At 41.0% G+C, this 19,601-nt stretch carries 22 protein-coding genes, 1 tRNA gene and 1 pseudogene; 17 read left to right on the forward strand and 7 right to left on the reverse strand.

What is annotated here, in order from left to right:
- Nucleotides 1-2,121: 2,121 nt before the first annotated feature.
- On the reverse strand, nt 2,122-2,691 hold the full coding sequence (locus tag ACFIMX_RS02315) for a hypothetical protein (protein ID WP_375693959.1): 570 nt from the start codon (nt 2,689-2,691) through the stop codon (nt 2,122-2,124).
- 87 nt (nt 2,692-2,778) lie between these two features.
- Between ACFIMX_RS02315 and ACFIMX_RS02320 the strand changes: the two genes are divergently transcribed.
- From ACFIMX_RS02320 to ACFIMX_RS02350, 7 genes are all read left to right on the forward strand, one after another.
- A complete protein-coding gene (locus ACFIMX_RS02320) occupies nt 2,779-3,135 on the forward strand; it encodes a hypothetical protein (protein ID WP_375693960.1) in 357 nt (118 codons plus the stop codon).
- Between the two features lie 17 nt (nt 3,136-3,152).
- On the forward strand, nt 3,153-3,353 hold the full coding sequence (locus ACFIMX_RS02325; RefSeq protein ID WP_375617949.1) for a hypothetical protein: 201 nt from the start codon (nt 3,153-3,155) through the stop codon (nt 3,351-3,353).
- Between the two features lie 72 nt (nt 3,354-3,425).
- A complete protein-coding gene (locus ACFIMX_RS02330; protein WP_375693961.1) occupies nt 3,426-3,872 on the forward strand; it encodes a hypothetical protein in 447 nt (148 codons plus the stop codon).
- Between the two features lie 26 nt (nt 3,873-3,898).
- Complete coding sequence (locus ACFIMX_RS02335) at nt 3,899-4,087, forward strand: hypothetical protein (protein WP_375617951.1); 189 nt, start codon at nt 3,899-3,901, stop codon at nt 4,085-4,087.
- Nucleotides 4,088-4,118: 31 nt separating this feature from the next.
- Complete coding sequence (locus ACFIMX_RS02340) at nt 4,119-4,526, forward strand: hypothetical protein (protein WP_375693962.1); 408 nt, start codon at nt 4,119-4,121, stop codon at nt 4,524-4,526.
- Between the two features lie 24 nt (nt 4,527-4,550).
- On the forward strand, nt 4,551-5,234 hold the full coding sequence (locus ACFIMX_RS02345) for a hypothetical protein (protein ID WP_375693963.1): 684 nt from the start codon (nt 4,551-4,553) through the stop codon (nt 5,232-5,234).
- A 285-nt stretch (nt 5,235-5,519) separates the two neighbouring features.
- Nucleotides 5,520-5,708, forward strand: coding sequence for a hypothetical protein (locus ACFIMX_RS02350; RefSeq protein WP_375640067.1), 189 nt, complete (start codon nt 5,520-5,522; stop codon nt 5,706-5,708).
- A 132-nt stretch (nt 5,709-5,840) separates the two neighbouring features.
- On the opposite strand, the gene ACFIMX_RS02355 is transcribed toward ACFIMX_RS02350, so the two are convergent.
- Nucleotides 5,841-7,841, reverse strand: a complete 2,001-nt coding sequence (locus tag ACFIMX_RS02355; protein WP_375693964.1) for a toprim domain-containing protein — start codon at nt 7,839-7,841, stop codon at nt 5,841-5,843.
- A 201-nt stretch (nt 7,842-8,042) separates the two neighbouring features.
- Here ACFIMX_RS02355 and ACFIMX_RS02360 point away from each other — a divergent pair, with 201 nt between their 5' ends.
- On the forward strand, nt 8,043-8,471 hold the full coding sequence (locus ACFIMX_RS02360; protein WP_375693965.1) for a hypothetical protein: 429 nt from the start codon (nt 8,043-8,045) through the stop codon (nt 8,469-8,471).
- On the opposite strand, the gene ACFIMX_RS02365 is transcribed toward ACFIMX_RS02360, so the two are convergent.
- On the reverse strand, nt 8,403-9,473 hold the full coding sequence (locus ACFIMX_RS02365) for a YdaU family protein (protein WP_375640065.1): 1,071 nt from the start codon (nt 9,471-9,473) through the stop codon (nt 8,403-8,405). The two genes, ACFIMX_RS02360 and ACFIMX_RS02365, sit on opposite strands and share 69 nt — an antisense overlap.
- Nucleotides 9,474-9,888: 415 nt before the next feature.
- On the opposite strand from ACFIMX_RS02365, the gene ACFIMX_RS02370 reads away from it, so the two are divergent.
- The 5 genes from ACFIMX_RS02370 (at nt 9,889) to ACFIMX_RS02390 (ending at nt 13,128) form a co-directional block, all read left to right on the forward strand.
- Entirely contained in the window at nt 9,889-10,206 is a 318-nt protein-coding gene (locus ACFIMX_RS02370) for an XRE family transcriptional regulator (RefSeq protein ID WP_375640063.1), read from the forward strand.
- Nucleotides 10,207-10,518: 312 nt separating this feature from the next.
- Nucleotides 10,519-10,908 (forward strand): hypothetical protein, encoded by a 390-nt coding sequence (locus tag ACFIMX_RS02375; protein WP_375693966.1) that lies wholly within the window; start codon nt 10,519-10,521, stop codon nt 10,906-10,908.
- 2 nt (nt 10,909-10,910) lie between these two features.
- Nucleotides 10,911-11,099 carry a hypothetical protein gene (locus tag ACFIMX_RS02380; RefSeq protein ID WP_375634524.1) on the forward strand — a complete coding sequence of 63 codons (189 nt, stop codon included), beginning with the start codon at nt 10,911-10,913 and terminating at the stop codon, nt 11,097-11,099.
- 905 nt (nt 11,100-12,004) lie between these two features.
- A complete protein-coding gene (locus ACFIMX_RS02385) occupies nt 12,005-12,766 on the forward strand; it encodes a YqaJ viral recombinase family protein (RefSeq protein ID WP_375640062.1) in 762 nt (253 codons plus the stop codon).
- Between the two features lie 224 nt (nt 12,767-12,990).
- Nucleotides 12,991-13,128, forward strand: a complete 138-nt coding sequence (locus ACFIMX_RS02390) for a hypothetical protein (RefSeq protein WP_375633335.1) — start codon at nt 12,991-12,993, stop codon at nt 13,126-13,128.
- A 505-nt stretch (nt 13,129-13,633) separates the two neighbouring features.
- Here the strand turns inward: ACFIMX_RS02390 and ACFIMX_RS02395 are convergent.
- The 3 genes and pseudogenes from ACFIMX_RS02395 to ACFIMX_RS02405 form a co-directional block, all read right to left on the reverse strand.
- Nucleotides 13,634-13,873: pseudogene (locus ACFIMX_RS02395) on the reverse strand (DnaJ domain-containing protein); the annotation flags it as partial.
- 240 nt (nt 13,874-14,113) lie between these two features.
- Nucleotides 14,114-14,476, reverse strand: coding sequence for a hypothetical protein (locus ACFIMX_RS02400; RefSeq protein ID WP_375693967.1), 363 nt, complete (start codon nt 14,474-14,476; stop codon nt 14,114-14,116).
- Nucleotides 14,477-14,741: 265 nt separating this feature from the next.
- The gene (locus tag ACFIMX_RS02405; protein ID WP_375693968.1) at nt 14,742-15,479 is read right to left on the reverse strand and encodes a hypothetical protein; all 738 of its coding nucleotides are present in this window, start codon (nt 15,477-15,479) and stop codon (nt 14,742-14,744) included.
- Nucleotides 15,480-15,955: 476 nt separating this feature from the next.
- Between ACFIMX_RS02405 and ACFIMX_RS02410 the strand changes: the two genes are divergently transcribed.
- Nucleotides 15,956-16,144 (forward strand): hypothetical protein, encoded by a 189-nt coding sequence (locus ACFIMX_RS02410; protein WP_375640061.1) that lies wholly within the window; start codon nt 15,956-15,958, stop codon nt 16,142-16,144.
- 247 nt (nt 16,145-16,391) lie between these two features.
- Nucleotides 16,392-16,556: a hypothetical protein gene (locus tag ACFIMX_RS02415; RefSeq protein ID WP_375693969.1), complete on the forward strand. Its 165-nt coding sequence runs from the start codon at nt 16,392-16,394 to the stop codon at nt 16,554-16,556.
- A gap of 710 nt (nt 16,557-17,266) precedes the next feature.
- Here the strand turns inward: ACFIMX_RS02415 and ACFIMX_RS02420 are convergent.
- Nucleotides 17,267-17,341, reverse strand: a tRNA-Thr gene (locus tag ACFIMX_RS02420).
- Nucleotides 17,342-17,517: 176 nt separating this feature from the next.
- Here ACFIMX_RS02420 and ACFIMX_RS02425 point away from each other — a divergent pair.
- Nucleotides 17,518-17,664, forward strand: coding sequence for a hypothetical protein (locus ACFIMX_RS02425; protein WP_375617967.1), 147 nt, complete (start codon nt 17,518-17,520; stop codon nt 17,662-17,664).
- Nucleotides 17,665-17,823: 159 nt separating this feature from the next.
- Entirely contained in the window at nt 17,824-19,119 is a 1,296-nt protein-coding gene (gene murA, locus ACFIMX_RS02430; RefSeq protein WP_375693970.1) for a UDP-N-acetylglucosamine 1-carboxyvinyltransferase, read from the forward strand.
- Nucleotides 19,120-19,601 lie beyond the last annotated feature (482 nt).

Consider the following 19,601-nt stretch of genomic DNA (forward strand, 5'->3'; position numbering starts at 1 on the left):
ATTGGATACTGCCTTTATTGAGGGTTTGGCGGTATCCGTTGAGGGGAAGGATGCACTCTTTTGAGGGCTGGAGTGCATCCTTTCCATGGATTGAATGCACTCTTTGGAGGCTAAAGTGCATCCATAGGGAAAGGCATATTCCATAAGAAACAGAGATAACCAAAAGATTTGTTTTTATATTTTATATTGATAGGTTGCTGTATTTGCGAGGGCTATTCATTCTTTATTCTCAATATTTAAGATGATTATGTGATAAGGGTTGTTCGTCAATACAATCGTAAAAGACGCTGAGTATTTTTATAAAAATTGAGATATTTTTGCGCCTTTTTCTTGTTTTTTTTGTGTTTACACAAGATATGCACGGCTTTTCAACAGTTTGTTTTTTTAGCTTTGCTAATGGCGATGGCGTTGGCTAAACACTTCAATTGTTTTAACTGCTTTAACACCGCCTTTAAAAAACAGTGCTTTATAATATGACAAAATAAGCTGTATAACTTTTGATTCTTACGCGATGCTAGAAAAAGGGGAATGTTAGGAGAGATGTTGTTTATATTCTTAGTTTATCTCTTAAGGTAGGAAGATTAACATATTTTCCGGATCTATTTTTATTTGGTTTGACGGTTAAAGAGCAATAGCTGAATGGGATCACACTTGTCTCATGTTTTTATTCTCACGCTTTAGATTTTTTCTCATAGGGATTTTGTTTTTAATGGGAGTTTACGCGACTCACATAAAACAGAATGTTCTAAATGGAATATATTTGTGTTGCACATTTACCTACTTGTTTAAAAACATTATCTTATCATCGCAATTATATTGGTGATTGGGGATATTGGTAAATCTGATAATGGAGAAATCTCTTGTGAAGTGGATAAGTCCTTCTTTAAAATCTCATAAGGGGAAAGTCAGCACATTATCATGCTATTCGCGCTTCATATGATGACAGCCTTTGGCTCTTGAGCGTGTTCATAAGAGGCATTTTGATTCTTTATCTTTGAAGTGCGTTATTTCATATGTCTCTCATGTTTGTAATGTAGAAAAGACAAGGTGTTGATTGATGCAACATGAAATAAATTTAAAATGAGAGAATCCCTATGATATCTGCGTCTCTTAATTTTATATGAATAACGGGATATGATGATTATAAATCAATATGTTGTCGTGATACATCAACCTGTTGGGGGGCGATAAAGAAAGTTATCCAATAGTTAAGTCATTCTGTTATGCCGTAAAACACGGTCATTTGAGGTTTGGTGATATGAAGCAAGCTTCCTTGGATATGTTTTAAGTGTTTTTTAGGGCGTGGTGAATCTTTGAGACAGAGCAAGCTTCTGTTGCGCCTTGTGTTTAGCGGAAAATCCTGAATGGAAGCCAAGAGGGAAGTGTATCCAAGCTGTTTGTAAATCAGATTGAGTTAAGAATCTTTGTTCTTTGAGAATGGAACGCAAGTCAATTTGACAAAAGAATGATCTATTTTGCGGGTAGACCTTATGGAGGAATATCACAAAGCTCATAAGGAAGTGATTGAAGACAATACAGTTATAAAAAAGTACAGTCATAAAAAAAGTCCTCCGTCGCAATCAGAGGACCAAAAAGTAGGAGAATTTTAACATTAACTCGCAGGACGTGTCAAAAAAGAATAAATTTAAAAGGCCGTACTAAATACAAAAAAATCATACTTAAAGAACCTACCACATTATAATTAGCAGAGAATTGAAAAAATAGCAATATAAAAAATACTTTTTACAAAAAATTTTGTCATTTTGCATTAAAACTTAATACTTTTTTCAATTGAATATTTATTTTAAGATTCGATATTAATTAAACTATATTTAAAAATATTATGATGCATGCAAGCATCTTGAGAATATTCTTCAACAAAAAACGAATTAAGAGCCCCCATGATTATAGGATTGATATGGGGGAAGGATTTTTGTTTTTAAGAGTGTGGGGTGTATCTTAAGTATGTGTGTGGGGGGTGAAGTATTGTCCTTTTGGGTGTGGGGGGCAAGGTAATGAAAATGGGGGCGAGAGCTGCTCAATGCTTGAGCCCGTGTGTGGGGAAAGGGCAGAGGGGGCGGGGGCAACATGGGAGGCCGCTTAAAATGGCGAGGAGGGGGATTATTCAAAATGTTTATGGTTTGCATATCCCCAATGAAATGCGAGCAAGTCTAAACAATCTCGTAAATGATCGGCAAGAGAGTTTTGTTTGCGTTTTGAAGAACTTAATTCTTTTATCGCTTGTCCATAGCCGATAACGCGTTCAAGCAGTGAATAGCCAAGAATACCCAGTTGAACTTTGATTGTTCTTAAATGATTGGATGCTTCTATTTGACGTTCAATGGGGTGTATGTACCCTTGGCTACAGGAAACCTTTTCACGGGTGTAGTCAAGGCTCATGTGGAGATCGGCTTGGCTTTGACGCCAGTAAAAATAAAAACGTTCTGCTGCTTTATATTGGGCTTTGCTGAGATGTCCTTTCGCATATAAAAGGGCAATGGGATGGCTTTGTGCATTGGCAATGGCATTGATGGTGCGCGGATTGCTAGAACTTTCTCGATGATTGGGTTTAAAATAAGGATTACTTGTTTCAACAGGGATTTCTTGCGTCTTTAAATGACCAATGTGCTTTCCTTGATCTTGATGTTCAAGCGGGCAGGTTTGCGTATTTTTTTTCTGCTTATGGGTCATAGCATCTCCTTAAAAAATTTTAATTTTGCTTCTCGTTTTTAAAAAATGTTGCTTGCTCTAGGCAAAAGAGGGGGGTGAGAGGAAGACATGTGTTGGAGTGTGCCGTGTGGGTATGCGCTCTTGGGGGTGACTTGGACTGTTGCGCTTGTGTGTGGGAGCCCCATGGATTTGGCTCTTGAAAAGAGGGGTGTTTTGTCGCATGGTGGATTTTCCTTGAATGACTTGATGGGGGAGTGGCATGATGTTGCGCGGTATTTTTCTGCATTGTGGTTGTTGTCTTTGTGGTTCTGCTTCTTTAAAGAATGGGCGTTTTGTTGCATGATGGGCATTCTTTCTGATTTTATTGCTGTGGGGGGGGGAATTGATGTCGCAGGGTTTTGTTTTTTTGCCATGGTTGATGTTTTTCTGCCTCTTGGGGGCTTTATTTCTATTTATGTGGGATAAGAGGTATTTGAGGGATCATGAAAGGCATAAATTTTTTTAAGAGGATGGGGGTTTGGGGACTTTATTGGCGGGGATCTCATGTTGTTTATACGGTTGCTGAACGCATGGGGTGGCGCTGGCTTTGGTTCTCAATCCCGTGGAGTTTTGATGTCCTTTTGGGTCTTGTCATTGGGCTGGTTTATAGAGGTGTAAAGCATCTTGTTATGATTTGGCTTTAGAGCCTTGAAAAGATAGGGGGTTTGTCGCATTGTGGATATTTTTCTTGAGTGACTTGATGAGGGAGGTGAGTGATGGCGCGCGGGCTTTTGTCTCTGAAGGGATTGGTGTTTAGCTGTATTGTGGCCTATGTCTCTGTGGCTGTTTATGTGGAAATGAAGGCCCTTGGGATGACGTGGGGCGTATTTTTACAAGCTGTGGCGTTTTATGGCATTCCCGGTATTTTCCTTATGTTGGGTTATGAAGTAATGCAGCAGCGTGGTGTAACGAAGGGTTTGTTCCTCAAGATGGTGTTGTTGAGCTTCATTTTGGCTGCTGTCATTGATTTTGTTTATGCGCAAGCTGAGCATTTGGGTTTGGCTCAGGTGTGGTTCTCGAACAGGTGGGTGTTTAACATTCTTTTTGGCGTTGTCTTTGGTCTTGTCCTTGCTCTTATTTATAGAGGGGCAAGGCGTTTTGGTTTAGGATTTCATTCTTTGAAAAGGATTGATCTTTTGCTGCATTTTTGGCATGATCTCTAATTTTTGCTTATGAAAGAGCGGGGCGTATGGTGGTTGCGCGGGACATGTTTTTGAAGGGGCTGGCGTTTTGCTGCGTTGTTGGCATGGTCCTTGGTTTTGCTTATGAAGATGCGGGGCGACCGGTTATTACATGGGAGGTGTTTTGGCAGGGGGTGGAGCTTTCTTGCATTGCTGGAGCTGTACTTTTGTTTTATTGTTGTGGGAGCAAACAGTAGAACTGTATCGTGGGGCGTGTTTTTCAAGGCTGTGGTGTTTTGCACCATTGCTGTAGTGGTTCTTGGCTTTGCTTATAAGGGAGTGAAGCGTTTTGATATATCGTGGGAATTTTTAGTGATAGGAGCGGTGTTTGTTGCATTGCTGGAGCTGTCCTTGGTTTTGCTTATGAGGGTGCGGGGTAAATGGATATCGCGTGGGGTATTTTTATTGAAGTTTCTGGTGTTGGGTGGCGTTGTTGGAGCTGTTGTTGGATTGGCGTATAACGGAGCCAAGCATATGGGGGGGCACTGGTTTGTGATCTCGAACAATGAGGTGTTTCTGGGCACTATTGGACTTGTTCCTTTTTTTGTTTTGGAGGGGGTACGTTGTGTGCGTGTACTGTTGGGATGGTGCTTAAAAAGAATGAGCATTTTTCTTTCCCACGGGCGTGGTCTTTGATGTTCTTTCTGTGAGGGGTATTTGATGTCGAACGATGTAATGTTTTGGCTGTTGTTGGGATTTTTCTGCTTTTTTGCTCTGTCCTTGATTTTTATTTATAAGGGAGTGAAGCGTCGCTCTGTTACAGAGTGGATGTTTTGGAGATGGGTGGTGCTTTATGGCGTTGTTGCCACCTACCTTGGTTTTATTTATGTGGGCGTGGGCAGGCGCACTGTTGACGGGGAGTTGCTCTTGAAGGGGGCGGTGTTTTCTTGCATTTTTGCAACTGTCCTTGGTTTGGTGCATCTGGGCGTCAAGAGTATGCCTGTTGCGGGGCAAATGTTCTTAAAGGCGGTCATATTTTGTTGCATGATGGGCTTTATCCTGTGGTTTGCTGCTGTGGGCGTCAGGGATATGGATAGCATAAGGGCGGTATTCTTAAAGGGATTGCTCTTGACTGTATTGTTGAAAGTGCTCTTGGGGTTCTTTATACGCGAGCAAGGTGATACGGTGTTACAGAGGTTGTTGCGTGCTTTGAATTTTGTGCTGTTTTGCTGCATTTTGGCACTAATCCTTTTTTTTACCCGTCTGGGAGCAGAGAATCTAGGGTTGAGCTGGCTTTGGTTCTCGAATGATGGGATGTTTTCCTTTATTGTTGGATTTCTTTTTCCTTTGATTTATCAGGGTGTAAGGCGTGCGCGTGTTCTATGGGCTTGGTTCTTAAAGTAGGGGGTGTTTTTTTGTCTTATGGGTGTGATCTTTAATGGGCTTGCTGTGAGGGGTATTTGATGTCGAACGATTTGTTTTTTTGCTGTTGTTGGTGTTTTCCTACCTTTTTATTGTTGTCGTTATTGGTACTTATAAAGTTTCCAAGCGCTTCGATATTCCGTGGTGGCGGGCGGCGTTTTATTGTATTTTTGGTGTTTCCCTCTTTTTGAAGGAAGTGCTGTTTTATTGCATTTTAGGAGTCGTTCTTTTTTTAGCTCTTGAGGGGATGGAGAGTATGGACATACCATGGGGACTCCTGTCCTTGATGGGGATCGTGTTTGCTGCACTGTTGGAGTGGTTTTTGATTTTGCATATGAGGGGGCGGCGAGATGGGGTGGTGACGCGTTGTTTGTGGTTATTGAAGGGGGTGGTGTTTTGCGCCGTTGTTGGAGCGACCTTTTTTGTTTGCCTTTGGGAGCAGAGAATCTAGGTTGAGCTGGCTTTGGTTCGCGAAGGATTGGTGTTTTTCATCATTTGTGGATTGATCCTTCTTGTTGTTTCTGTGGGAGCAAGGCGTGCGCGTTTGAAGGCGGAGGCGTTTTTAAAGAGAGTGGGGTTTATGGGGTATTACAGATAACGTCGAGGGAATGATTGTTCAAAAGAACAGCGATAGCGGTAGGTTTGGGGATCAAACCAAAGCCCTATTTTGCCTTCAAAATCACCGGAACGTTGTTTGGCAATATTCATAATGACGCCAGGGCGTTTGGCTAAATCTGCTTTTTCTTGTGTGAGAGAAGCGGCAAAGATTTTATCTTCCAACGACCGATTGCGCCAAATGGTGATAATGTTAAAGGCATTGGCACCAATTTCTGAGGCGCCTTTAATGTCTTCTGTGCTGGGGATATCTTTATCCAGACCGCCTTTGCGGGCATGGGCTACAAGGTGAATATGTACATTGTTTAAAACAGCCCAATCAACCATTTTATAAACGGCTTGTTCTTGTCTTGCATAATCATCAGAGGCAATGCCAAGCCGCATCAAACTGTCGATGATAAATTGATCGCAGCCATAGCGCGCACGACAATAGTCAAAGACTTCAAGCAAGGTATCTACGCTCGATTTGCCAACATGCTCATAAAGAATAAGCCCATCGTCTAAAAAATGAAGAATCCGTTCAATTGTCTCTTTTGTAGGCTGTTCTAAGCCGCCCGTTTGTTTGGTTAAACGGCGAAGTGATTGTTCTCCTTTCATTTCTAGAGACGCTAAGCAAAGGCGACTCTTTTGTGCAATCCAATGGGGAATACAGTCTGATAATAATTGGCTTTTACCTGCACCACTCGCACCACTCCAGAGCGTTAATTCTGCTGGGCGGAAATGCAATTTGTCCTTCAGTTTAGGATAGGGAACCGTATAACCAAGATGTTTTTCAGGCTCTGGCCAAAAAAGCCCAATCACTTGATCTTTATAGTCTGAGGCGCGCCGTAAACCTTCTGGTGCAAAGCTTTGTGCTGAGGAAAAGGCGGCTTTTATGGTGGCTTTATCAATCCCTGCGGTTAAACAGTCATTGGCATCTTTAAGGGGTAAACGGACACGGTAGCAACGGTGGCGTCCAAGCCTGCTGGCAATCTCACGGGCTGCTTCTTCTCCGGGCTTGTCCATATCGGTGGCTAAAAAAATCGTTTCAAAAGATTCTAAATGATCAAATTCATTTTCAATCCAGTTGTGTTTGCCTCCACTGCCTCCTCCAAAGGGGACAGAGACCGCCGGATATCCATAGGCGGCTAAGGAAAGTGCATCAATTTCTCCTTCAGTGATAACAATGGTACGGTTTGTTGAAGAAAAAATGGGAAATGGCGCCTGTTGGGGCGCATGCGTGGGTGCCTGTTGGTGTGTGTGTGTGGAGGCGGGGTTGGTTGTGGCGGTGTTTTGGGGTGCCTGTGTAGAGGCGGGGTTGGTTGAGGGTCCCTGCTGCTGAGGTGTGTGTTGGAATGCTTGCTGAGGTGCCTGCTGGGTTGCTTGTTGGGGCGTGTGTGTGGAGGGGTGGTTTGTGGGGTAAAGGGCTTGCCAACCAAATAAAATCGGTTCACATTGGGAGGCTGTTGGTTTGGTTTTTGCTCCTGCTTGTGCGAGCCGTTCTTTGACTAAAGCAAGGGTGCCGTCGGGTTTATAAAAGGGAAAAATGATTTTTTCACCATCTTCTCCTATGCGGTAACGCTTTATAATTTCTAGAGGAATGCGGCGTTCTTCGTGGAGATAGGTTTTTACAAGATTCTGCGGGTTCTGCCCTGTAGGAACCGGTGGACGGCGATAGGAACGATGGGGCGCCATAAAGGGTTTGGGGCGTGTCAGATTGAGAGTCGCGCGTGCTTCTTCTAAGGCTTGAGAAAGGCTAATGCCTTTGACTTCACACCAAAGGTCTAAAAGATCTCCTCCAGTGCCTTCTGCAAAATCATACCAAAGTCCTGCTTTACTACCACTCAAGCAAATCGATAAACTTTGACCAGCTTCACCACGTGTGTTGCCTACAATCCAATTGTTGCCTCGTTTGTGCCCTTGGGGAAGAAGCATTTCTGCTATTCTATCTGCTTGTGAGATAAGTTTTTGTTTGATTTCAAAAATTGTGCTCATGGTCATTCGTGATATTATTGTCGTTTTTCTCAAGATGTGAGAAGTGAGGACTCTGTTTTTGCTGTTCTCACCGTTTGATCTGATCGTAAAGTCCCGTAGTGCTATGGGGCTTGCCAGTCTACTTTGAGAGCTTCTTTGCCGCTCTTTTCTTGCTAAAGGGCTTGCTCTCACTCAAGCCTTCTGAAATGGCTCTATTGATGTTTGTTTGCCAAGAGCATGGGAAGTGGCGCCTTGGGAAAAGGAGGAAGGTGGAAAGGAGGAATGATGCAAGAAGGTGGGTGTGGATATGCCTGTGAGGGGGTGGTGCATGCTGGAGTTCTGTTGGGGTGTGGTGTGGGGGGGGTGTATGTTGGGGAGCCTGTGGGGGGACTTGCGTGGGGAAAACGCTTTTGTGATGAGAGCAAAATGGGTGATGTTGTCTCGTTTTGCTGTGCGAAGAGCTTATTTCATTGTTGTTTTGCCGCACTTTGTTTTGTTCTGTGTTATTTTGTCCGATGCTGTTGTGGTTTTGAAACATTTTTATCCCCGCCCGTGCTTGAAAAATACATTGTTTTTGTGATGTCAAAAATTGTCGCTATAGTTGATCAAACTGCGGTAAAGCGTGTCGTTGTTCTCAGAGGTAAAAGATGAGGATCCTCCCTGTTTTTGCTGTTCTTGCCGTTCGATCTCACGGCGAAACCAGTTGCGCCATGTGGCTTGCCAGTCTACTTTGAGTGCTTCTTTGCCGCCCTTGGCTTGCCAATAGTCGCGAAACTTCTTTTCTTGCCAATGGGCTTGGCTTTCACTCAAGCCTTCTGAAACTGCCGCCTTGATGTCTGCTTGCCAATGCTCAGGAAGACGATGCCCTTTGGCAACTGAGGTTGTGGTTTTTTTGTTGGAAGAAGGAGGGACGGAGGCAGGAAGATTGCTGGGGGGAAGAGTGGTGGCGGATTTTGTTTTTTCCCCCGTGACAATTTGCGCGATAGGGGCGGGAGTGAACTCGGCTTGGCGAGCGTTTAAAGGGGAGGCGTTTTTTTGCTCCGCTTCTTCTTGTGGAGGAGAAGGGAGAGGTGAATCAAGAGCCGATAAGGGTGATGGATGATCGCTTTGTTCAAAACTCTCTTCGCAGGAAAAACAAGGTTCTATCTCATCAAACAAAATTTTCTTTTCTAAAACACCGTAAGGTGTTTCCTTTTCTTCTGCCTTTTGAGCTTTTGAGCTTTGTGCAACATCTTTTGTACTTTCGTTAAGCAGTTGTTGCATCTCTGCATTGATTTTCTTGCGTTTTTTTGCCGAAGAACGACCCGCAAAGGATTTTTGTTCAAGCAATTTTTCACGCTCTTGAAAAACATTTTCGCAACGCTTGTTCCATAATCCATTGGCTAAATTTAAAATCTTACCCTCTTGGATGAGCATCTCTAAAACATTAACAAAAGTTCGCTTGTCACAACCACAAAGACGCGCTAAACGTTCTTTCGATATTTCTAAAGGTCGGCCACGGGCATACATTTCATTGAGAAGAATCGTATAGATTCCAATTTCGTGTGCGCGCATCCCACGTACACCTCCTAGAAAGTCATTTTGATACCAACAAACATATGGAAGCCTAGACGATTCATAATGAGGAGTTTCTTGTTGATTAGCGTGTTTCATACTGCAATCTACTTTCTTCTTTTTTATACATTTTTATTGATGATAAAAGCTCAAATAAGGATTTAACTTGTGTTGCTTTTGGCTCTGTTCGATGATGATTAGAGGCTTCTTTACGATGCTTATAAATGATTGGCTGTGCTTGAAGCGCATGCAAACTTACGATTTAAGATTGCGGTGATGGAAAAAATAAAGAATACCACACATTCTCAACGTACTTGCTTTTGGGCAGAAGCTTTGGAGGTGGTCTTTTATATCCGGTAGGGTGGTTAAAGTGTTTTTATGATCTAAAAATAAAAAAAAATCCCCCTAAAAAGTAAAATTTGTTTCCTTAATTTTATCCTTTTTAGAGGATAATGCAAGCCCGTTTTATAAAAAGGACGTGTTTTTTTAAAAAGACGCGCTATATGGTGAAATTATGAATATCGATGGTTGGCGTCAAAGATTAAGAATCGCTTTGGAAAAAAGTGGGCGGTCAAAAAGATCTATCTCCCTCGCTGCCGGTAAAGGCGCGGGGTACCTTCATTCTATTCTTTCTGAAGGAAAAGAACCAACAATCGAATCTCTCTCGCGAATTTGTCACGAAATTAATATCAGTATGAATTATATTCTTTACGGGAAAGGGGCTAGCCCTGAAGATAAAGAATTTATAGAGCTTATTTCGAAACTCTCTCCGCAAGAGAGACGGGCGATTTTGACTCTTTTGCGGCGACCAATTGACGAAGCTTCAAAATAACTTCCTTCTGTGCTTTTGAATCAAGGCGACTCCAGTGTTTTATTAATATTATGTCACTCATTTTATCTCTCCTGTGTGTTTATAATTGCAATTTTGTAAGAACAAATAGAGAACAACAAAGGGGCATGAGAGGAACAAAGAATAATAGATTTTTCTTTACATATGTCATTTGAACCCCGTAGATATTTAAAATATATCTTTTATGAAGGATAAAATGGTTGACATCTCTCCTATAGAGGAGATAAGACTAACGCTATATTTAGTCTTGTCAAGACAAGGCTATGCTTTATCAACTATCTAAAGGGGGAAATCATGAAAAATATTCCATTCGTTAAAGAGGATGAAATCATTATCGTTTTATGCGAAGAGGAAAATCCTTGTACTTATGAAGGAACAATCGACGAAATCGAAGAAGTGCTCGAACTGATTGAAGAATGTGAAACTGTTTATAGAGTTTTACGACTCGATCTGACAACTTCTCATGCTGAAGATATTACGGAACAAATCGCTGATTTTTATGTCGAAAATCATGAAATGAATGAAGAAAATACACAATTGCAGCCCTTCATTTTGAATAGTGAAGCTTATCATGCTTGTTTGAATGAAAGAGCGGTTTGCGATTATGAAGATAATCTCTATGGCTCTTATGAAAAACAGCATCGTTTACGCCCATGTGATGTCTTGACAGATTATTGGTGGTAAACATGCCAAGTTATCTCAAGACTTCGTATCAAGGGATTCCACTTTATTATGCTGGAAATATGCGAAATTTAATCAGACTCGAACCACAAAAACACAACGCTATACTTTTTATATCGCAAGAAGTGGCTCTGTCTATGGCAAAAAAATTGGAGGAAGAATATTGCCGCCATGATTTTTCCGTCGTGCAGTAGCAGGGTTGAAAAAGAAGCCGCAATGATGGGCCAAAGTGCTTTTTCATTGCGGTGACAATGGTGCACGTTATGCTTTCGTTCTTGGAGGGAAGCTTAGGGGAGCCGCTTTGGGGGGGGAGAGCTTTGCGCGGGGATTTTCTTAGCCGATATGGGAAAGGGGGGCATGAAGAAAAGAGCCTATATATGAGGAATTGTGGGCGCTTGTGTGGGGGATAAGGCAATGAAGGGGCAGCGGGTTATCCAGTGGGGGTGAAGCGATACGGAAAGCATACTGGAGAACAAAAATGAAGGCTTAGGGGGAAGAAAAGCAGCAGTACAGACAGGTTCCAACCTATAAAAAGGCACGTTCAAGGGGGAAAGAGCCGGTTTTTGTATTTTTGCGGCACGCAAGTAGGGAGCTTGGAATGATACCTAAAGCATGCTGGAAAATGGAAGGAGGTGTTTGACGGGGGAGGTCGTTAAAGCTTGTTTAGACGTATTGGGACACGTGGGGGCTTTGGGAAACTTTTGTGTTGAGTGCTGGGGGAGCACCGCAATGATGGACCCAAGTGCTTTTTCATTGTGGTGACAATGGTGTGCGTTATGCTTTCGTTCCTGGGGGGGGGGAGCTTTGCGGGAAATTTTTTAGCCGATATGAGACAGAGGGGGGTGAAGAAAAGAGCTTATGAATGAGAAATTGCTGGTGCTTTGCGAGGGGAAAAGGTGTCGGCTGGGTTTCTTTGGGGGGATTGAGAAACCTGCGGGGGGAATGTTGAGAGGGGGCAGCAGTTTTTTTGTTTTTTTAGGGCACAATATTGAAGGATGTTGTTGTCTTTAGTCCGTGTGAGGGAAACAGCTTAAAAAAAGGTGAATGCTTTAAAGAGGATATATTACAAAACACCTTAAAGATGAAGGGGAAAAATACTATGCCAATCATTATCGATTGTATTCAAGGAACAGAAGAATGGCAGAAAGTGCGTAATGGTTTGATTACGGCTTCTTTGTTTGAGATGGTTATGGCGCAAAAAAAACAGGGGCAAAAAACGTCGCGCTATCAGAGTGTGATGATGAAATTGGCGGGAGAAAGAATTACAGGAAAAACTGTTGATGAAGGAACAACGCTTTCTCAGCGACGCGGGACTGAATTAGAACCAGTCGCACGACAGCTTTATGGAAAACTGACACATACAGAACCTGAATGTATTGGCTTTGTTTTGGCAGATGATCGCGGACAAGGATTTTCCCCCGATGCTTTTGTGGGAAAAAATGGCTTATTAGAAATTAAAACAAAAAAACCTGAAATTTTAATCCCTCATTTCATGCAAAAGAGCTTTCCAGCAGAACATAAAGCACAATGTCAAGGGGGATTATGGATTTCTCAACGCGAATGGGTGGATTTAATGCTCTATTGGCCGGATATGCCCCCTTTGATTAAACGGGCTTATCGTGATGAAGCGTATATTTGCAAACTTGAAAATGAAATTAACCGTTTTAATGAGGCGTTGGAGAAGATGGTACAGCAAATTAAATCTGTTGGGACAGGTTTTCATATAAGAACAGAAATTGCTTTGAAGGAGGGGAAAGAAAGGGTGCTTGGAATGAAGACAAGACGTATGCTGGAGGGGAAAACGAGAATGAGACGGGGTGGGAAGGGATCTTGTGTAGCGTTGAGGAGAGGCAAGCTTTAGTCATAAGGCAAGAAGTAAGCGGAAAAGCAGGTGGGTTTGAAGGGAGAGAGACTTCGCGTGACAGCTATTGCTTGGGAAAATGGAAAAAGGTGTTTCAGAGGGGCAGTCAAGTGAAAAATAAGAGAGATAAGGAAGTACTTTGGGGGAAGATGTTAGGGAAGTGAGATAGGGGATGTGGGGTGCGGTTCTGGCCGCTTTTGTGTTGTGCCGTGTTTGGGGGCGCGATGAAAGGCCCCATGATGGCTAAGTTGCCGGACAAGTGCTTTTTCATTGGAGAGGAAATGGTTCTTGTGGTGCTTTTGTTTTTTGGGAAAGAGTCGTTTGAGGGGCGTTTTTTAGCCAATATGGGAAAAAGGATGTAGGGACATGAGAAAAAGCCTGTGTGGAGTCAAGTAGGCTCGTTGGGGAAAGGTTGGGGGGCGGATTGTGGAAGAAAATAGAAGAGTAGGGAAAACGGGAGAATAGGGAAAGAACGGATAGAGATATTATAATCTTTATGTTTTTCTACACTACCTTGTTATAGAAAATCAAAAATGACCACATTTTGTGAATTCACTGTGGGTCGCTCTTAAAGCTCTTCAAAAGCACTGATCAATAGATACTTCTCCATATAAATTTGATAAATGATATTAGTATGATCCCGAAGATAAATGCACCAATATTTACCAAATATCCTTTTATACTGATGAAAATTAATAACCCTATACTTATTATTCCTAGTGGTATATTCCACGTAAAAAACGAGATTATATAACACATTATAGGTATTATTCCACAAATAATGAAAATTACATTCATGATACTACCAATTACATGCTCGGTATTATCTTGTCGTCTGTTCTCTTGGTTTCTACTAATTTCAGAAGCCTTGTCATTATCTTTAAAAGTTTTATGATAGAACTGATTGTAAGCAGCTCTCTTTTGAGGATCTTTAAGAACTTCATAGGCTTCACAAATTTTTCTGAATTTTTGTTCTGCTTCGGTACTAGAATTATGATCAGGGTGGTATTGCAGAGCTAATTTACGAAAAACAGATTTTATCTGTTTATCGTTGCATGCGTAGCTTACACCAAGAATTCCATAATAATCGTCTTCATTTACTATCATTAAATACAGCCACTTTGTGTATTGCTCTTATTTTATAAGATCGTTTAATTGATCTCTTTTGAATGTATCGACATGTGTTATTTTTATGTTATAAATATGGTGAAAATTGTATTGAGTGGTATGGCTGTACTTGGGGCTATTGTCTCTAAATGAGAGGAGATACAGTTCAAAACGCTTAAAAATGCAGCATACCCTTTGAGAAGAAATTTTCATAAAGTTATGGAATGAATAGATCAAAGTTTATGGTAATTTTGTATACTCTATGATAACTTTGTATAAGATCTCAATTTCATGATCAAGTTTCTCAAGTTCTTTCTTGTTTTTAGCTATACGCTCTTGATATGTCTCTATGTGTTTCATAAGGTTTGAGAGATGTGTATGCTCATGAGAGTGTTTTGCTTCATTCACATGTCGCATTGCGTCTATTTCTAATTCTATAAGGGTGCACAGAGTATTAAATACATGATGTCGTTTTTTGATTATATTCTGCCATTTTTTTATTACATTGACATGTTTTTCATAGAGCAGTTGCGATAACTGCTGCTTGTTTTCCAAAAAAATGTTTTTTCTATCCAGAGAATTTGGTAGAATTTTTCTTCCCACCAGCGACTTCCATTAACAAGGAAAATGCGGAAAAATCTCTCTCTTTCTGTAATCTCTTTTGAAGAGAATACTTCATTCGAATGAGTATATCCCTTTGAAGAATAAAAAAGATGCGTTGTTAAAAGAGCGATAATTAAGACGCTTCTCAATAAAGACTGTTTAATTAACATTGTTTTTTATACCCTCTTAGTGCTTGGTTATAGTCATTGTGAGGGGGGGGCTTAATGGTTCTTTAGAAGTATTTGAAAGGCGTTTTATTGTCCGTTTAAAGATTTTTTAGATACTGCTTCCATCTTTCAAAAGCGCTATATCTTATGGGTGGTTTTACATCTTCTATGGGCATCATTGCAAGGTATACCTCTCTAGCCATAACGCACATTGTTGCTGTGTTTCTAAAACGAGTGAGTTCATTGCCTATTATGAGCTGCTCTGTCTGAAGAGTTTGTTCTTTTCGACTAATGCCATTAGGAGAATCCAAAAATTTTTCTGCGTACGCAAACATTGGATCATCAAAGTTTGTTTCAAACTTTGCTTTGAGGAAAATATTTTCTATATAATCCCAATCTTTCCTGTATTTCATCCCGTTAGCTTTAAAAGCCTTCAGTCTTGTTGGTAAGTCGTTAAATGTAAGTGTGGGCATCGTTTTATCACCTTGCCATAAATCAAAAAAGCGTCCACAAAAAACAAGCAATATGTGATAATGTCTTAAAATATTGAATTCTGGAGGATTACGGGGCAATGTGATTAAATACTTCCAAAATTGACTTTTGTCATGGGGTATACTTACAGTTTTTTCCATATATGCTTTTAAATATTCTACCTCTTTTTTTGCTTTTTCTAATTTCTGAGAATATTCTAAATGAGTGTAATTTTCATGGACATATTTTTGGTAAAGCTTATCGTATTCAGCAAGGTCGCTTACTTGAGTACAACCCAATAATATGAATACAGAAAAAAACGTTATAAATATTATGACGTACGTTCTGAATAATAATTTCATCATTTTAACTTTTAATGATTATCATGAATATTTAATTGATTTCTGTTAAATAAATCAATATGTGTTATTTTTGTGTTGAAAATATACGTAAAAACGTATTTAATAAAAATGGTTATAATGATCATAATGTGTCTAAATAAAGGTGTGGTACTGGCTAAAACCCCACATATGTGGGGTTTTAGCTTATTGGAGGAGGTATGACAGCAGAAAATATAAGGGGATCTGTAGCCAAAATGGTTGTCCTAAGGTGGGGAGAGTAGGCAATATCCAAAATACTCCAAATGAAATATACTTGTTGTTGTACATTCACGCACTTGTTTTAATAAAGATATCTCGCTCTAAGCTCATTTCACACCCATTTCATGCCTGGCGTTCGTAAATTTCATACTGGCGCCTGTGAATAATATTGTGAGGGGTATAATGGTCAAGCCCCGTAGATTATAAAGTCCGTAGATTATATCCCCTAGAGATTATAAACATTGCGCACCCTATCTTTACTTTATGAAAAAGTAAGTTGGTACTATTGGGGGCCTGTTGCCAAAATTGCGGCATGGGCTGTAGCTCTTGAGACGATTCATAATCTCGTTTATCGGGAGGCTTCTTACGAAGAGATATGCTTTTCTTGGAAAGTTTCTCGCCATACGGATCTTTCTGCTTGTGAAGTGTAAGCGAAGAGGGGTGATTGATTTTAATAGAACAGAGAGAGAGAACTTTTCGCTCTTGGGGCTCTTATGCAAGAGGAATAACGCTATCCGTATCAATTAAAGTATTCGTATAAAAAAGATGCGTGTTGAAAGAGGGATGGCTTAGAGCACGTAGAAAATCATAGTGTATAAAATTGGCAATGAGGGATCTTCTTTGAAACGGCGGGCTCTCAATTTTCTGGCATATGGGGTGCCTAGTATATGAGGATGTTTGGCATATGGGAGCGTGGGGTGGCTTAGTGAAAGCTTTATTGAGGGGGGCTTTATCACTGTTTGGTTTTTGCTTTTGGTAAGGGGTGGGGAGAATGGGGAAGGAATTGAGTTGAGAGGAGGTTCTGGAAATGGCTCTGTTAGATCTGTTGTAAATGACGAATAGGATCGATGAAGCTTATTCTAATTTTTAGAGGGAATGCTTGTGTTGCTTGAGGTGGATAGAGAGGCTGGAAAGATAAGATTATGGGTTTGGAGGCGGCTAAAGGTATCAACGGGATGTATTCAAACAATGAGTTTATAATAATTCATTATTGAGATTCAATTTGAATTTCAATGAGAGCCCGAAATAGTGTGAGATGTTCTTAGTTCTCTTATTCAAACGCTCTTATATTGAATCAAGTAAAATCGTTTGTTTGCATATTACAAACAGGGTGAGCTTGTGGGGAAAAATATTCAAGAAATAAAATATTGAAAAAATAAAAATGCTTATATCGTCTCAAGTGCCAAGAGCTGTTGCAACAGTGAGGCTTGGCAAAGAGAAGGAGTAAAGGGGGGCAATCTTACAGAAATGAAAGAGAGGGAGAGGCAAGGAAAGAGGGGAGAGGCAAGGAAAGAGGAAAGGGGGAGGGGCAAGGAAAAAAGGGGAAGCCAATAGGAGGGGGACTATTCTTTGGGGGCGGTCAATTTCAAAAGCCGTTCGTAAAGCATTTTAGAGATTAAGCGTGTTATTGAGTCCATTGATTTTGAGGCTATTGAAGCGCATGGTTTAAAGGATGGAGGATTTGATGAAGCCGATGAAGGTTGGGGGAAAAGATTTAGACTTATAGGGAAGACTTATAAGGGCAAGAAGAGAGAGGCAAAAGAAGAATAAAATGGTGCTGCGAGAGAGGATTGAACTCTCGACCTCTCCCTTACCAAGGGAGTGCTCTACCACTGAGCTACCGCAGCCCTTTTCAATCTTTGCGCTGTCTTGTGCCATATTGTCAGAAAATAGGCAAGAGAACATTTGTATATTCTTGCAAGAAAACGTATCTTATGTCATGACATATGTTTCTTATATGCTTAAATATTTAAGGTTATGAGTTGCTTGGATAGAAGCTCAACACTGTTTAAAAGGTTGCGCAATGACACAAATGCATCAAAAACAAAATGAAATTAATCATCAAGATGAAAAAGCAAAACGACGTCAAGAAAGATTGGCACAACAATTGCGTCAAAACCTGAAACGTCGAAAAGAGCAAAGCCGAAAAAGAGCACAACCAGAGCTCTAAAATGCAAAAAAATGTTTTTTAGTAAATTTTTGCAACCAAACTTCTCAATAATTTGTTCTCATAGTTAGAATGCGTTCTAAAACGATTAATAAAGCATAACTTCCCGAAGGGGGACAATCCTTTGGAAGGGCAGGCACAAAGGAAAAGAGGGAAAACACGATGGATTCTATTCAAATTGTTGGGGGAGAAAAACTTAAAGGAACAATTCCTATTTCTGGGGCAAAAAATGCTGCATTGCCTCTTATGATTGCGGCGCTTTTAACAGAAGAAACGCTCACTTTAGAAAATATTCCGCATCTGGCCGATGTTGAATTGCTTATTCGTATTCTCAATAATCATGGTGTTGGATATGCCGTTGATGGACAAGAGTTTAACGATGAATGCGTGAATTCAAGAACAATTCATTTTACGGCGCAAAAAATAGCTACAACACGGGCACCATACGAACTGGTGAAAAAAATGCGTGCAAGCTTTTGGGTTATCGGACCTCTGCTTGCACGATGCGCAGAGGCTTATGTTTCGCTTCCTGGAGGATGCGCTATTGGAACAAGACCTGTCGATTTTATCCTTGAGGGACTTAAAACTTTAGGCGCACAGATTACTATCGAAAATGGATATGTTCATGCAAAAGCGCTAAAGGGGTTAAAAGGTGCTCACTATCGTTTCCCTAAAGTCACTGTTGGTGGAACCCATGTGCTGCTGATGGCGGCGACAATGGCAAAGGGAACAACCACTCTTGAGAATGCGGCTTGTGAGCCAGAAGTGACAAACCTTATTCGAACCCTGAATGCTATGGGGGCTCAAATAACCGGTGAAGGAACAACAACGCTTACAATTGAAGGGGTAAAAAAACTCAACGGTGCTAGAGTACGCGTTATTGCTGATCGAATCGAAGCGGGAACATATGCAATGGCTGTTGCTATGACGGGAGGAGATGTCTTTCTTAAAAATGCAAATCCTAATCATCTCACAAAAGTGCTTAAGGTGCTCCAAAAAACAGGACTCGAGATTCAAATAGAACCTCAAGGAATTCATATTAAGCGAAATCCAAAGAACACCAAAATTATGCCCATTGATATTAAAACAGGACCTTATCCTGCTTTTCCAACCGATCTCCAAGCGCAATTCATGGCGCTCATGACACGGGCTGAAGGAATCGCGCATATTACAGAGACGGTTTTCGAAAATCGTTTTATGCATGTTCAAGAACTCAATCGCTTAGGGGCACAGATAAAGCTTGATGGGCAGACGGCTACTGTCTATGGAACAGAGAATTTGCAAGGGGCTCCTGTCATGGCGACGGATTTGCGTGCTTCTGTTTCTCTTGTGATTGCGGCATTGGCGGCAAAGGGGGAAACAATCGTCAATCGTGTTTATCATCTTGATCGTGGATTTGAGAGATTAGAAGAAAAATTAGTCCGTTGTGGTGCAAAAATCCAACGATTAACCGTGTAAATCCCTTTGAGGTGTTCTTTAATCTCTCTCTCTTCGGAGGGCTTAATCTCAAGAAACAAGGTTTGTTAATCTTCTCAATGAACGTGGGGTTTATCTCATGGTTTTGGAGTTTTTACGAGCGGGCATAAAAGTTTGAGAGGCGGGGGTGGAGCTCATAAAATAAAGACTGTTTTTAAATTTTATTGCTAATTTCCTGAAATTACTTTATACCTTAAAGGATGACTTTGGTCGTCTACGCAGCGATCAGTAGGGTCTGAAAGCCCTAAAGTTCGATCATAAAATGAACCTACTTTTGTAGGTATCCCGGAATTCCGGGAGTTTTTGCCATGTCCAGGTGCGATGAGCACTAAAAGCAAAAAAAGCTGATTCGAACTCAGTACTTTCAGACTCCCGGAATACTCATGCGAGGGCGCTCGCAACCGGCAGGGGAGCTTGAAGTGAAAGCTAAAAATCCACACTTTAACGATATTTCGATAGGCAGA

This window comes from Bartonella sp. AD24XZML, from assembly GCF_042196485.1.
Lineage (GTDB): Bacteria > Pseudomonadota > Alphaproteobacteria > Rhizobiales > Rhizobiaceae > Bartonella.

What these genes read in the sequence shown, in the direction of transcription:
- ACFIMX_RS02365 (WP_375640065.1), bottom strand. Translation starts at nt 9,473, where the DNA reads ATGAAACACGCTAATCAACAAGAAACTCCTCATTATGAATCGTCTAGG.
- ACFIMX_RS02375 (WP_375693966.1), top strand. Translation starts at nt 10,519, where the DNA reads ATGAAAAATATTCCATTCGTTAAAGAGGATGAAATCATTATCGTTTTA.
- ACFIMX_RS02350 (WP_375640067.1), top strand. Translation starts at nt 5,520, where the DNA reads ATGGGGACTCCTGTCCTTGATGGGGATCGTGTTTGCTGCACTGTTGGA.
- ACFIMX_RS02390 (WP_375633335.1), top strand. Translation starts at nt 12,991, where the DNA reads ATGAAAGGCCCCATGATGGCTAAGTTGCCGGACAAGTGCTTTTTCATT.
- ACFIMX_RS02370 (WP_375640063.1), top strand. Translation starts at nt 9,889, where the DNA reads ATGAATATCGATGGTTGGCGTCAAAGATTAAGAATCGCTTTGGAAAAA.
- ACFIMX_RS02320 (WP_375693960.1), top strand. Translation starts at nt 2,779, where the DNA reads ATGTGTTGGAGTGTGCCGTGTGGGTATGCGCTCTTGGGGGTGACTTGG.
- ACFIMX_RS02335 (WP_375617951.1), top strand. Translation starts at nt 3,899, where the DNA reads ATGGTGGTTGCGCGGGACATGTTTTTGAAGGGGCTGGCGTTTTGCTGC.
- ACFIMX_RS02325 (WP_375617949.1), top strand. Translation starts at nt 3,153, where the DNA reads ATGAAAGGCATAAATTTTTTTAAGAGGATGGGGGTTTGGGGACTTTAT.
- murA (WP_375693970.1), top strand. Translation starts at nt 17,824, where the DNA reads ATGGATTCTATTCAAATTGTTGGGGGAGAAAAACTTAAAGGAACAATT.
- ACFIMX_RS02385 (WP_375640062.1), top strand. Translation starts at nt 12,005, where the DNA reads ATGCCAATCATTATCGATTGTATTCAAGGAACAGAAGAATGGCAGAAA.
- ACFIMX_RS02355 (WP_375693964.1), bottom strand. Translation starts at nt 7,841, where the DNA reads ATGAGCACAATTTTTGAAATCAAACAAAAACTTATCTCACAAGCAGAT.
- ACFIMX_RS02315 (WP_375693959.1), bottom strand. Translation starts at nt 2,691, where the DNA reads ATGACCCATAAGCAGAAAAAAAATACGCAAACCTGCCCGCTTGAACAT.
- ACFIMX_RS02425 (WP_375617967.1), top strand. Translation starts at nt 17,518, where the DNA reads ATGACACAAATGCATCAAAAACAAAATGAAATTAATCATCAAGATGAA.
- ACFIMX_RS02380 (WP_375634524.1), top strand. Translation starts at nt 10,911, where the DNA reads ATGCCAAGTTATCTCAAGACTTCGTATCAAGGGATTCCACTTTATTAT.
- ACFIMX_RS02330 (WP_375693961.1), top strand. Translation starts at nt 3,426, where the DNA reads ATGGCGCGCGGGCTTTTGTCTCTGAAGGGATTGGTGTTTAGCTGTATT.
- ACFIMX_RS02345 (WP_375693963.1), top strand. Translation starts at nt 4,551, where the DNA reads ATGTCGAACGATGTAATGTTTTGGCTGTTGTTGGGATTTTTCTGCTTT.
- ACFIMX_RS02405 (WP_375693968.1), bottom strand. Translation starts at nt 15,479, where the DNA reads ATGATGAAATTATTATTCAGAACGTACGTCATAATATTTATAACGTTT.